We start from the raw sequence: 12,831 nt of genomic DNA on the forward strand, positions 1-12,831 counted from the left end.
AGAAAAAAGGATTTTATATGTTTCTATAGAATATAATCTTGGATGAAAAGAAGGTAGACAACGGAAGTAAATTAAATATGAAGATGGTTCTTATGGAGAGGATATATTAATGGCTTATTATCTTCAATAGAGGGACTTTGCCTAAGTGCATATGATGAGTTTATGGTGGTCTATCCTTTTTTATTATGTGAAACATTTTATTTCTGTATCAGATGGGAATTTTCTCATGCATTCACAGGTTCCTCTACAAAAGAAAGCGCATTTTCAAAATCGGTAATTAAATCATCTACATTTTCAAGGCCAACTGATAAACGGAGCAATGAATTAGAAATACCTCTTTCATCGCGTGCTTTTTGTGATAATGCTGCATGTGACATTTTTGCAGGATAGGAGAGGATGGATTCCACAGCTCCTAAACTTACTGCAAATACAGGAAGTTTGACTTGTGATAAAAATTTTCGCAAAGCATCTTCAGATTGTAACGTGAAAGATAAAACAGCACCGGCAGATTGTGCTTGTGAGTGTTGTATGTCATAGCCAAGGTGTGATTCTAATCCAGGGTAATACACATTCTGAATTTTCGAGTGTTTTTGTAAATAAAGAGCAATTTTATTCGCGTTTGTTGCTGAGTGTTCGAGACGTACGTGTAATGTTTTCAGACCGCGAAGAACGAGAGAGCAATCTTGTGGGCCTAATATAGCGCCAAATGCATTTTGCAGGAAGCCGAGTTTTTTAGCAAGTTCCTCATCTTTTACAACTGCTAATCCAGCTGTAACATCACTATGACCAGCAATAAACTTTGTCGCACTATGGAGAACCACATCTGCTCCAAGTTCGAGTGGTTTTTGGAATAGTGGTGTTAAAAATGTGTTATCAACAAAAGTAAGAGCTCCAGTAGATTTCGCTAATTCGCAAACAGTACGAATGTCGGTTACTTTTAATAATGGATTGGAGGGTGTTTCAATGTAAAAGACTTTTGTATTCGGTCTAATGTTTTGTTTTACTGCCTCTACATTTGTCATATCAACAAATGTATGTGAAACACCGTAACGAGACAGAACCTCTGTTACAATGCGATATGTTCCCCCGTATACATCTTCTGAAATGAGAACATGATCGCCTTGTGAGAGAAGGAGGAAGGCAGTAGAAATCGCTGCAATTCCAGATGCGAAGGCAAATCCTTTTGTTCCCCCTTCTAATAAAGCGATTATGTCTTCAAGTGCTTCACGTGTTGGATTCCCAGAGCGACTGTAGTCGTATTTTCCAAAGGCATCTACATCAAATTGATGAAATGTTGATGTATTATAAATGGGAACGTTAACAGCTCCTGTTTGTGAATCATGTTTATATTGGTTATGAAGTAAGAGTGTATCTAACGAATAACTCATATTCTTACACCTTCTTTTATATGTTTAATAGCTTGCTTTAAGTCTTGAATTAAATCATCCCCGTTTTCAATGCCAACGGAAAAACGGAGAAGACGATTACATACCCCGCGTGCTGTACGCACTGCTTCCGGGATATCTGCATGTGTTTGTGTTGCTGGATATGTCATTAAACTTTCAACCCCGCCAAGACTTTCTGCAAATGTAATTAACGATAAAGATTGTAAGAAAGGATTTACCCATTTTTCATCGCGAAGACGAAACGAAATCATGCCGCCCCTTCCTGGATAAAAAACATCGGTTACACCATTCTCCTCATTTAAATAAGAAACGATTTTCTTTGCGTTTTCTTCATGTTGATTCATACGAAGAGCCAATGTTTTCATACCACGAATTAATAACCACGAATCAAATGGACTTAATACAGCACCAGAAGCGTTATGATAGTGGGCAAGTGCTTCGCAAAGTGTCTGACCTTTTGCAACGACAAGGCCGCTTAGTACATCGTTATGTCCACCTAAATACTTTGTTGCGCTGTGAAGGACAATATCTGCGCCTTCTGTTAATGGTTGTTGTATATAAGGAGTGTAGAAAGTATTATCGACAATTAGAAGTAGGCCGTGCCGTTTTGCGACAGTTGCGACAGCTGCAATATCAGTGACTTGCATTAATGGATTGGTCGGTGTTTCGATAAAAATAGCCTTTGTTTGAGAAGTGACAGCTTGTTCTATTTGTTTAATAGATTGTGTATCTACGTATCTACATCGAATATTCCACTTTTCCTCATGTTCCGAAAATAAGCGGTAGGTCCCTCCGTATAAATCTTCTGATACGATAAGTTCATCTCCAGAACGGAATAAGGAAAGAATAAGAAGAACAGCTGCCATTCCAGAACTACAGGCATAGCCTTGTTCACCTTCTTCTAAATCAGCAATTGCGCGTTCTAAAAGACCACGTGTTGGATTTCCTGTTCGTGAATAATCAAAGCCTGTTGATTTTCCAATTCCTTCATGACGATAAGCTGTTGAAAAGTAAACAGGGGGATTAACTGTTCCTGTTGTAGTTTCGCTTCGATTTCCGATTTGTGCTAGTTTTGTTTCGATTGTTGACATGTGAAATTCCTCCTTTATAAAAATAAAAAAAGCCTTCTAAGAAGAAGGCTTTCATGCGAATATAGTCTTCTTCTTATCTGTCAAATCTTTTCACAATTTGCTGGAATTAGCACCTTATTAACGAACATGTTAATGGTTGCTGAGGTGTCATAGGGCCAGTCCCTCTACCTCTCTAGATAAGAATATTTTGTATGAAATTTTATTATGCTTTTAACTTTACAACAAAAGATAATTGAATTGCAACTTTATTTTAAACAATTTTTATTCTTCTGATAATTCAATTGACTTTTAGTCTATCCCATGCTAAATTTATGAGAAAATTAACAAAGATTGTTAAAAGGTACACGTATTTCCTTTTAAAACATAGATGAATAATAAAGAAAAACTCTTATTGAGAGCGGTGGAGGGAAAGGCCCTGTGAAACCCGGCAACCTTCAAACGAAATGTTTGAAACGGTGCTAATACCTGCAAAACAATTTGTTTTGCATGATAAGAGGAGGATTGATGATGTCCCCCTCTTCAAGATGAAGAGGGGGTTTTTATATTGATAGAAAAGAGGGAGACAAGTGAAAATTCTAGATTTAGTATCAAAAGGAATTGTTATTGGTGATGGCGCAATTGGTACGTTATTACATTCTCATGGTTTGCAAAGTAGTTTTGAAGAATTAAACTTATCTGATCCAGATCTTATTATATCTATTCATAAACAATATGTAGCTGCTGGGGCAGATATTATTCAAACAAATACATATGGTGCAAATGAAGCGAAATTGCGCATGTATGGTTTGGAAAACCAGGTCACCCAAATTAATAAAGCAGCGGTTAAACTTGCAAAAGCAGCTGTAACAGATAAGAACGCCATTTTAGGGACCATCGGTGGGATGAAGCATATCGGAGCCGTTACAACGACTGATATGGAACGAGAGTTTATGCTACTTGAGCAAGCGGGAGCATTATTAGAAGAAAAGGTTGACGGATTATTATTAGAAACATTTTATGATGAGTTCGAATTGTTACATGCAGTGAAAGTATTGCGAAAACAAACAGATATTCCAATTATTGCACAGCTAGCGCTTCATGAAGCAGGCACAACGCAAAATGGAAATGATGTAAATGGAATATTAACGCAGCTTTTAGATTACGGTGCAAATATAGTCGGTTTAAACTGTCAGTTAGGACCGCTTCATATGACGGAAGCTTTCAAAATGATATCGATTCCTAAAAATGGTTATTTGTCGGCTTATCCAAATGCAGGCCTTCCAAACTATGTAGAAGGATGTTACGTATATGAAGGAAGCCCTGCTTATTTTGAAGAGATGACACCGAAATTTATTGAGCAAGGTATTCGTTTGTTAGGGGGCTGTTGTGGTACAACGCCAGCACATATTGAAGGGATGAAGCGTGTAATTGCGAATGTAACGCCTGTTACAGAAAAACAAATTGTTCAAAGACAACAAGTAGTTCATATCCAAACAAAACGTGCTAGCACTCATGTTACCCTTGCAGAAAAAGCGAGGAAGCAAACAACGGTGGTTGTTGAACTAGATCCCCCAAAAACATTAGATACGCAGCGTTTTTTTGAAGGGGCAAGGGCATTGAAAAGAGCGGGAGCAGATGCCATTACGTTAGCAGATAATTCGTTAGCATCCCCGCGCATTTCAAATATGGCAATGGGGGCATTATTAACGAAGCATGATATTCCAGTACTGACGCATTTAACGTGCCGTGATCATAATGTCATTGGTTTGCAATCTCATTTACTTGGTTTATCAGCTTTAGGAATGGAAGAAGTGTTAGCTTTAACAGGTGATCCAGCGCGAGTGGGGGATTTTCCTGGAGCGACTTCTGTATATGATTTGTCTTCTATTGAATTAATTAAAATGATTAAAGAAATGAATGATGGTCGATCTATTTTAGGAAAATCCATTGGTTCAGCGACAAGGTTTTCTGTTGGAGGAGCTTTTAATCCGCACGTGAGACATTTAAAAGCAGCGGTGAAGCGGATGGAGAGGAAAATTGCAGCTGGTGCAGAGTATTTCTTAACACAGCCAATTTACGATGTAGCCTTAATTGAAGAAATATACGAGGCGACAAAACATTTAGAAAAACCAATTTTTATTGGAATTATGCCTTTAGTAAGTAAACGTAATGCTGATTTTCTTCATTTTGAGGTGCCAGGCATTACATTGCCTGAGGAAGTAAGACAGAGAATGGATGGGCATGAAACGCAGGAGTCTGCAATTGAAGAAGGAATTCGTATTTCTCAAGAATTAATTAATGCCGCAATGAAATACTTTAACGGTATTTATCTCATTACGCCATTTTTGAAATATGAAATTACAGAAAATCTCGTTAAGTATGTGAAAGAAAAGCAAGAAGTGAAAGAGGGAATCAACTGATGAGACCGATAGAAGAGAGATTACAACATGATATTTTAATATTAGATGGCGCGATGGGAACGATGATTCAGCAGGCAAATTTAACTGCAGAAGATTTTGGAGGCGAAGAATACGAAGGTTGTAATGAATACTTAGTAAAAACAAGGCCAGATGTTATTTTAGATATCCATAAAGCTTACATTGAAGCGGGTGCGGATATTATCGAAACAAATACGTTTGGTGCTACGAATATCGTATTGCATGATTATGAGCTATCTCATTTAGATGAAGAGTTAAATGAAAGAGCGGCGTTTTTAGCAAAGCAAGCGGTAAAGGAGAGTGGTAAAGAAGTATATGTAGCAGGTGCGATGGGGCCAACAACAAAAGCAATTAGTGTAACAGGCGGTGTAACATTTGAAGAACTAATTGAAGCTTATACGAGACAAGCTCGGGGCTTATTACGAGGTGGCGTTGACGTATTGCTTGTAGAGACCAGCCAAGATATGCGTAACGTGAAAGCGGCGTATTTAGGGATTCAGGAAGCGTTTACGGAAGCAAATCATACGGTTCCGCTTATGATTTCAGGAACCATTGAACCGATGGGAACAACGTTAGCGGGGCAAACAATCGAGGCATTTTATTTATCAATTGAGCATATGAAACCATTATCTGTCGGATTAAACTGTGCTACAGGACCAGAATTTATGCGCGAACACATTCGTTCTCTTTCTGACTTATCAGAGTGTTATATTTCTTGTTATCCAAATGCCGGTCTTCCAGACGAGAATGGACATTATCATGAGTCACCGACTTCACTTGCAGAAAAGGTGAAACAATTTGCTGAAGAAGGGTGGATCAATATTATCGGTGGTTGTTGCGGGACAACGCCTGATCATATACGAGCGATAAAAGCTTCACTTGAGTCCCTTAAACCACGTGAGAATCATGAACGAGAAGGCCACGGTATTAGTGGTTTAGAAGCGTTGCAATATGATGATTCTATGAGGCCATTATTTGTTGGAGAGAGAACAAATGTTATTGGATCAAGAAAATTGAAGCGATTAGTAGCTGAAGGGAATTTTGAAGAAGCTGCTGAAATTGCGAGAGCGCAAGTGAAGAAAAATGCCCATATTATTGATATTTGTATGGCGGATCCAGATCGTGATGAAGTGGAAGATATGGAGAACTTTTTGGCAGAAGTAACGAAAGTATTAAAAGTTCCGATTATGATAGATTCAACGGATGATAATGTTATGGAAAAAGCTCTCACGTATATACAAGGAAAAGGGGTTATTAACTCTATTAATTTAGAAAATGGAGAAGAGCGTTTTGAGAAAGTAACACCCCTTCTTCATAAATATGGTGCGGCAATTGTAGTAGGAACGATTGATGAAGCGGGCATGGCAGTTAGTGCAGAAAGAAAGTTAGAAATTGCAAAGAGAAGTTACGAGTTATTAACGAAGAAATATGGTATACGTCCATCCGATATTATTTTTGATGCACTCGTTTTCCCGGTAGGAACTGGTGATGAAGAATATATTGGTTCGGCAGCAGCGACGATAGAAGGGATTCGTCTTATTAAAGAATCACTGCCAGAATGTTTAACAATTTTAGGAGTAAGTAATATATCGTTTGGTTTACCGCCAGCTGGTCGCGAAGTGCTAAACTCGGTCTTTTTATATCATGCAACAAAGGCTGGGCTTGACTACGCAATTGTGAATACTGAAAAGCTAGAGCGCTATGCATCCATTCCAGAAGGGGAAAAGGAACTCGCAGATGCACTATTATTCGAAACAACGAAAGAAACACTGGAAGAATTTACGAACTTTTACCGGGTTGCTAAGAAAAAAGAAGCAGTCATACAAGAAACATTAACACTTGATGAAAGGTTAGCAAATTATATTGTAGAAGGAACGAAGCAGGGTTTACATGAAGATTTAAGTCTCGCACTAACAGAAGGAAGAAAGCCCCTTGATATTATTAACGGTCCGCTTATGATGGGGATGGACGAAGTGGGTCGTTTGTTTAATAACAATGAGCTTATCGTTGCTGAAGTATTGCAAAGTGCAGAAAGTATGAAAGCTGCTGTTGCGTATTTGGAGCCTTATATGGAATCTAGCGATAGTGCGAAAAAAGGAAAAGTATTATTAGCAACTGTAAAAGGTGATGTACATGATATTGGCAAAAACCTTGTAGAGATTATTTTATCAAATAACGGCTATGATATTGTCAATTTAGGAATTAATGTACGCTCTGATCGCATTGTGCAAGAGGTAAAAGAAAAGAAACCAGACATTATCGGACTTTCTGGATTATTAGTAAAATCGGCGCAGCAAATGGTAGCAACTGCCGAAGATTTACAAGCGGCAAATATTGATATTCCCATTGTTGTAGGTGGTGCAGCATTGACAAGAAAGTTTACAGATAACCGTATTTCACCTTCCTATAATGGACTTGTATTATATGCAAGTGATGCGATGACAGGACTCGATCTTATCAATCGATTGCAAAAAGAAGAAGAACGAGAAAAAATGAAGCAGGATAAAAAAAATCGCCACATTCATATCGTGAAACAAGAGGAGAAAAAAGTGGAGATACCAGCTGTCATTGAACCGTTGCCGAAAGCAAAAGTTATGGTGCCGGACTCAACAAAACGGGTTGTACTTCGTGATATTCCAGTTTCACATCTTGCACCATTTTTAAACAGGCAAATGCTAATTGGTCATCACCTTGGTTTAAAAGGAAATGTGAAGAAATTATTAAAAGAAGGTGATAAGAGAGCGCATGAGTTAAACAATTTAATTGATGAACTATTACAAGAAGGACAATCTTGGCTACGTCCAAAAGCAGTTTATCAATTTTTTCCTGCCCAAAGTGATGGACAAACTATTATTATTTATGATCCAGAAGATCGTACACGTGTGCTAGAGCGTTTTTCATTCCCAAGACAAGGGAAAGCTCCGTACCGTACATTAGGGGATTACTTACGTCCTGTCGGTGATGAAATGGATTATGTCGCCTTTTTATCTGTTACAGTGGGACAAGGTGTTCGTGATATTGCGGAAGAATGGAAAGAGAAAGGGGATTATTTACGCAGCCATGCGATTCAATCGTTAGCGCTAGAGCTAGCAGAGGGACTCGCTGAAAAAACACATATGTTGATTCGTGATCGTTTTGGAATTCCGGATTTACCGGAGATGACGATGGAAGAGCGATTCCGTACAAAATATCAGGGAATTCGTGTTTCTTTTGGTTATCCAGCTTGCCCAGAACTTGCTGATCAAGAAAAACTATTTCGCTTAATTCAGCCAGAGGAGATTGGAATCTCACTAACAGAAGGATTTATGATGGAGCCAGAAGCATCTGTAACGGCAATGGTATTTGCTCACCCTGAAGCACGATATTTTAGTGTACTATAGTGTAGAAGGGGGAGAGGTATGAAAAGAATAGTCTTTACAGGCGGTGGTTCGGCTGGACATGTGACACCTAATTTAGCAATTATTCCACATTTGCAAAAAAAGGGCTGGGATATTTCTTATATAGGTTCTCATCAAGGGATTGAAAAAACGATTATAGAGAACGAAGGAATTCCATACTATGGTATAGCGAGCGGAAAGTTACGCCGTTATTTTGATTTAAAAAATATAAAAGATCCTTTTCTCGTTATGAAGGGTGTTATGGATGCTTATGTACGAATAAGAAAATTAAAACCTGATGTTATTTTTTCAAAGGGTGGTTTTGTATCTGTACCAGTAGTAATTGGCGGATGGTTAAATCGTGTTCCAGTCTTGTTACATGAATCGGATATGACACCAGGGCTAGCGAATAAAATTGCACTCCGTTTTGCTTCAAAAATATTTGTTACGTTTGAAGAAGCTGCACAACATTTGCCAACAGAAAAGGTGGTTTATACAGGTTCGCCTGTGAGGGAAGAAGTGCTACGTGGAAATCGTGAAAAAGGATTACACTTTCTTCGGTTCCATACTAGAAAAGCAGTTATCACGGTTATGGGAGGAAGTCTAGGGGCAAAGAAAATCAATGAAACAGTACGAGAAGCATTGCCACAGCTCCTTAAAAATTATCAAGTTGTTCACCTATGCGGAAAAGGAAATCTAGATGAGACGTTACAAGGTATAGAAGGGTATAGGCAATTTGAATATGTGCACGGAGAATTGCCAGATGTGTTAGGGGCAACTGATTTTGTCATCTCACGAGCTGGATCGAATGCGATTTTTGAATTTTTAACATTGCAAAAACCGATGCTTTTAATTCCATTACCGAAAGCTTCAAGCCGCGGAGATCAAATTTTAAATGCACAATCGTTTGAAAGACAAGGGTATGCAGCGGTTTTATATGAAGAAACTGTAACAGTGACATCCCTTATGAAGCATATAGAAGAGTTAAATCATAATTGTGAGAAGTATAAAAAAGAATTAAAAAAGTATAGTGGAAAAGAAGCAGCACAGACCATTATGAAATATATTACGGAGGCATGATTTCTAAAAAATCATGTCTTTTTTAGTAGAATGAAAGGTTCGAAGAATTACTTTATTTATGTTACAATAACAGAGATTTAATAGGGGAATTCCAGTTCTTTAAGCGTGAAAATACGAATGGATTAGGAGTGACTGTGTTGGAGCTGAGTCTTTATGAAAATACTGCTCTGATTATATGTTTTGTGCTATACGTTGGTAGTGTTATTATTTACATTTCAAGAAAATTTTCACAAGAACGAAACTTAGAAAAATCGGAAATAACAGCTGAGTTAGAAATGTTAGCCGATGAAAGTGATAAAAAGCAAAAAATAAGAGAAGAGCATGAGGCGCCCCACCACTTAAACGCAAAATAAGTTTTGAAGGTGGGGATTCCTTTTGGCGAAATCCTTCTCTATTATTATTATTATTATTATTAACGATAAAAAAGGAGTTTCCCTTTAGTTTTTATAAATATGGGTATGATTCTAAAATGCTTCAAAACTGGGAATAATGGATGCTGTTGGAACAACCACTACCAGCTCTATGCGCAGATCGTATAGATTATACAATTCGCGATTTATATACATATGGAATGATTTCAAAACAAGAAGTTCTTACATTTTTAAATCAATTAATTGTCCATGAAAAACAAATCTGTCTTAGTACGCTAGAGGCGGCAGAGTGGTTTACAACAGTCTATTACAAAGAAACAATTGATTTCTTTCTACATCCATTAGGCTCATATAGTTATCATGTATTAACAAAAGTTTTGCAACTAGCGTTAGAAAAGCATGTGATACATACTGAAGATTTCTTGTGCGATGATGAGGCAGTGCTTCAAAAATTGAAATGTTGTCGTGATGAAGAGATAACGAGTGTATTGGCTACTTTACATCCAAATGTAATAGTAGAAGAGAATAATCAAGAGTATGATATTTGTTACTCGGGTGGGAAGGAACGCTTAATTGATCCACATGTCTATATGAATGGTAAAATATATAAAGCGTCTCGTTTATCTGAACATGTAAGGTTATGCAATCAAAATATATATTTAAAAATAAAGAAAGCATAAAGGAGTTATAAATATGAACTTAGAACAAGGATGGGAAACAAGCTTCTTAGAAGTTATACAAAAAAGTGAATTCAAAAAAGGTGCACTGCGTAGTCAGCTACTTTGTGCAGACGGGGAAGAAGTAGAAGAACTTGCAGACGATTATGGATATGATGAAATTGTAAATCGTGAACATGATGAAGAACTCGCAGAAATTTTAGGTGAAGAACTCTTTAGTGAAATGGAACGTTATGTATTTCTATCTTCACAACCTGAAGAAAAACTTATTTCATTTGTAAATGGTTTAGGATTTCATATCTTAGATTGGATCGTTCTTCTTGAAACAGAATTTGGTATAGATAGTGCAGCGTTTACATCAGATGCAGTGAAAATGCTCGAAAAACGTTTTAGACAGTTTCCATACATAGAGGATAAGACAATTTTTGATATGACAATTGGAGAAGCAATGGATGCATTAGAGATTGTGACGAGTTTACAATTGAAAGAGAAGATGAATATACAATAATGAAAATGAAAAAGAACGTGAGATAATCACGTTCTTTTTTACATAATAATAATTTTGTCAGTTAATTTTTTTTGTCCTGTAAGAAGTGCATTTAAATACTCGACTTTTCGTATACAAGATTGAATGTGTTTTTCAACTTCTTGTAACTCTGCTTGATGATGGGTTTCAATCGGATGAATTTGCACGTTAAACTTTTCAAATTGGCTGCTGTATGTTATTTCTGCATAGCCGCTCATAATATCGGTTTGGTTATGAAATAAGAATTGTTTTGTTTCCTCACAGTATGTTACATCTTGAAATCCATATGATTTTAATGCTTCGATTACTTTTGTAATAATTGTTATATCCATTTTTCTCCCTCTTTACGCAGTTCTGCTTTTCCATTATAACATGAAATAAATTTAAGAAAGCGTTTCCAAGTGCAGTTTTTCCTAATTTTCACGTATAATTTATAAAAATGAAACAAAGAAAAAATAATTGTAATAAAGGAAGGACTCTTTTACTGTTTCATCATATATATACAGAAATAGGTGTAATAAAAGGAAACGTATTTTCAAGTTGAGCGTAGTAAAAGAGGTGAGAATCTTGGATTTTGATATTACAGGGCAAAAAGCATATGTAAAAGATGGGCCGTACCGGAATCGGATTGGAATTGTAAAACAGAAGGAACAGCAAGCAGAACCAAATTTTATCATTGTAATTGACGACCAAAACATCGATGTAGAGTTAAAAGATATTGTTTTAGTAGGGGTAGATGTGCGGCAATTTCATGAATGGTGCGAACACAATGGCTATTTGTAAAAGGGACGGGCTGTGAAGAGGAACTTTTATTTTTACTATGTGCTTGAAAAGGTTATATCAATAGATAATGATGATGGGGATATTATGCTCAATATAGGAGCATATATCCTTTTTCTGTTTATACACTTGGTAACGAAGAAAGTTTTTATCTGTAATATTCAGAAATAAAAGAAAATTACTTGATGTAGTAATAAATTTCCATTAAGCTATAAATAGAAACAGTGTAATAACGCTACAATAAAATGTTCAAATGGGTAATCAACCGTGGGGGAAATCAAATGAACTTAATGCAAAAAGCAATAGACATGGCAGAAATCTATAAACAAAATCCAAAAGTAGAAACAATTCTTTTGGCAGGATCCGTATCAAGAAACTGGCAAGATGAAAATTCAGATATAGAGTTACATATTTTATGGTCAGCACCGCCAGAAGATGAAGATCGCGGAGGTCCTATTAAAAATATTGGTGGGACCATTTTGTCATATCATCCGTATGAAGAGGAAGAGTGGTCTGAATCCTATTTAACGGGAGATGGAGTTAAGTTAGAAATAAGTAACTTTTTAACTGTAACGGTTAAAAAGTTTATTTCAGATGTAGTCGATAAGTACGAAACGGACTATGAGAAACAATGTATTGTGGCTTCCGTTCAGGATGGTGTGAGCTTGCATGGAGAAGAAATAATTAGAAAGCTAAAAGATAGAATTGCAGAATATCCTTTAGAACTTTCCAAACAGATGATTGAAGAGAATCTGTTGCTAAGTAATCGTTGGAATAACCGCGAAGCACTTTTAAGGCGAAAAGATTGGCTGATGCTATATGATGTGATTTGTGAAGTACAGAAGAATGTATTCGGTGTTTTGTTCGGCCTTAATAAAATGTATGTGAATCACCCTGCATTTAAATGGATGGCTTTTAATATCGAACGAATGATAATAAAACCTGAAAATCTTTATGAGAAAATGACGAATATCCTGATGGGAAATCCAGAAAACAGCGTAAAGGAATTGGAATTATTAATCAAAGAAACATTAATTTTGGCAGAGAAACAAATTCCAGAATTGGATCTTCGGGAGCAAAAGAAACAGATTAGTTATGTGAAGTAA

At 36.7% G+C, this 12,831-nt stretch carries 11 protein-coding genes and 2 riboswitches; of the genes, 8 read left to right on the forward strand and 3 right to left on the reverse strand.

Annotated features, from left to right (window positions below; all coding sequences use genetic code 11):
• Nucleotides 1–224: 224 nt before the first annotated feature.
• Both metC and AC1DIT_RS07955 read right to left on the reverse strand, forming a co-directional pair.
• A complete protein-coding gene (gene metC, locus AC1DIT_RS07950; RefSeq protein WP_016133256.1) occupies nt 225–1,388 on the reverse strand; it encodes a cystathionine beta-lyase in 1,164 nt (387 codons plus the stop codon).
• Entirely contained in the window at nt 1,385–2,497 is a 1,113-nt protein-coding gene (locus tag AC1DIT_RS07955) for a methionine biosynthesis PLP-dependent protein (RefSeq protein ID WP_016116329.1), read from the reverse strand. The genes metC and AC1DIT_RS07955 overlap by 4 nt, the downstream gene beginning before the upstream one ends.
• A gap of 70 nt (nt 2,498–2,567) precedes the next feature.
• Nucleotides 2,568–2,680, reverse strand: a riboswitch (SAM riboswitch).
• A 202-nt stretch (nt 2,681–2,882) separates the two neighbouring features.
• A riboswitch (SAM riboswitch) is annotated at nt 2,883–2,993 on the forward strand.
• Between the two features lie 70 nt (nt 2,994–3,063).
• Here AC1DIT_RS07955 and AC1DIT_RS07960 point away from each other — a divergent pair.
• From AC1DIT_RS07960 to AC1DIT_RS07985, 6 genes are all read left to right on the forward strand, one after another.
• Nucleotides 3,064–4,896: a bifunctional homocysteine S-methyltransferase/methylenetetrahydrofolate reductase gene (locus AC1DIT_RS07960; RefSeq protein WP_016116328.1), complete on the forward strand. Its 1,833-nt coding sequence runs from the start codon at nt 3,064–3,066 to the stop codon at nt 4,894–4,896.
• The gene (gene metH / locus AC1DIT_RS07965; protein WP_016133255.1) at nt 4,896–8,294 is read left to right on the forward strand and encodes a methionine synthase; all 3,399 of its coding nucleotides are present in this window, start codon (nt 4,896–4,898) and stop codon (nt 8,292–8,294) included. The genes AC1DIT_RS07960 and metH overlap by 1 nt, the downstream gene beginning before the upstream one ends.
• A gap of 18 nt (nt 8,295–8,312) precedes the next feature.
• Complete coding sequence (locus tag AC1DIT_RS07970) at nt 8,313–9,371, forward strand: undecaprenyldiphospho-muramoylpentapeptide beta-N-acetylglucosaminyltransferase (protein WP_016116326.1); 1,059 nt, start codon at nt 8,313–8,315, stop codon at nt 9,369–9,371.
• Nucleotides 9,372–9,451: 80 nt separating this feature from the next.
• The gene (locus AC1DIT_RS07975) at nt 9,452–9,724 is read left to right on the forward strand and encodes a DUF3966 domain-containing protein (protein WP_033671461.1); all 273 of its coding nucleotides are present in this window, start codon (nt 9,452–9,454) and stop codon (nt 9,722–9,724) included.
• Nucleotides 9,725–9,864: 140 nt separating this feature from the next.
• Nucleotides 9,865–10,422, forward strand: coding sequence for a hypothetical protein (locus tag AC1DIT_RS07980; RefSeq protein ID WP_016116324.1), 558 nt, complete (start codon nt 9,865–9,867; stop codon nt 10,420–10,422).
• A gap of 13 nt (nt 10,423–10,435) precedes the next feature.
• Entirely contained in the window at nt 10,436–10,927 is a 492-nt protein-coding gene (locus AC1DIT_RS07985) for a hypothetical protein (RefSeq protein WP_016116323.1), read from the forward strand.
• Between the two features lie 38 nt (nt 10,928–10,965).
• Here AC1DIT_RS07985 and AC1DIT_RS07990 read toward each other — a convergent pair whose 3' ends face one another.
• Complete coding sequence (locus AC1DIT_RS07990; RefSeq protein ID WP_003200402.1) at nt 10,966–11,277, reverse strand: hypothetical protein; 312 nt, start codon at nt 11,275–11,277, stop codon at nt 10,966–10,968.
• Between the two features lie 235 nt (nt 11,278–11,512).
• Between AC1DIT_RS07990 and AC1DIT_RS07995 the strand changes: the two genes are divergently transcribed.
• Both AC1DIT_RS07995 and AC1DIT_RS08000 read left to right on the forward strand, forming a co-directional pair.
• The gene (locus AC1DIT_RS07995; RefSeq protein WP_016116321.1) at nt 11,513–11,728 is read left to right on the forward strand and encodes a DUF3912 family protein; all 216 of its coding nucleotides are present in this window, start codon (nt 11,513–11,515) and stop codon (nt 11,726–11,728) included.
• A 278-nt stretch (nt 11,729–12,006) separates the two neighbouring features.
• Nucleotides 12,007–12,831, forward strand: coding sequence for a DUF4037 domain-containing protein (locus AC1DIT_RS08000; protein ID WP_016116320.1), 825 nt, complete (start codon nt 12,007–12,009; stop codon nt 12,829–12,831).

Source organism: Bacillus sp. 05T22 (assembly GCF_056396765.1).

Coding starts and splice junctions, on each gene's coding strand:
- metC (WP_016133256.1), bottom strand. CDS start 1,388: ATGAGTTATTCGTTAGATACACTCTTACTTCATAACCAATATAAACAT.
- AC1DIT_RS07955 (WP_016116329.1), bottom strand. CDS start 2,497: ATGTCAACAATCGAAACAAAACTAGCACAAATCGGAAATCGAAGCGAA.
- metH (WP_016133255.1), top strand. CDS start 4,896: ATGAGACCGATAGAAGAGAGATTACAACATGATATTTTAATATTAGAT.
- AC1DIT_RS07970 (WP_016116326.1), top strand. CDS start 8,313: ATGAAAAGAATAGTCTTTACAGGCGGTGGTTCGGCTGGACATGTGACA.
- AC1DIT_RS07980 (WP_016116324.1), top strand. CDS start 9,865: ATGCTGTTGGAACAACCACTACCAGCTCTATGCGCAGATCGTATAGAT.
- AC1DIT_RS07985 (WP_016116323.1), top strand. CDS start 10,436: ATGAACTTAGAACAAGGATGGGAAACAAGCTTCTTAGAAGTTATACAA.
- AC1DIT_RS07990 (WP_003200402.1), bottom strand. CDS start 11,277: ATGGATATAACAATTATTACAAAAGTAATCGAAGCATTAAAATCATAT.
- AC1DIT_RS08000 (WP_016116320.1), top strand. CDS start 12,007: ATGAACTTAATGCAAAAAGCAATAGACATGGCAGAAATCTATAAACAA.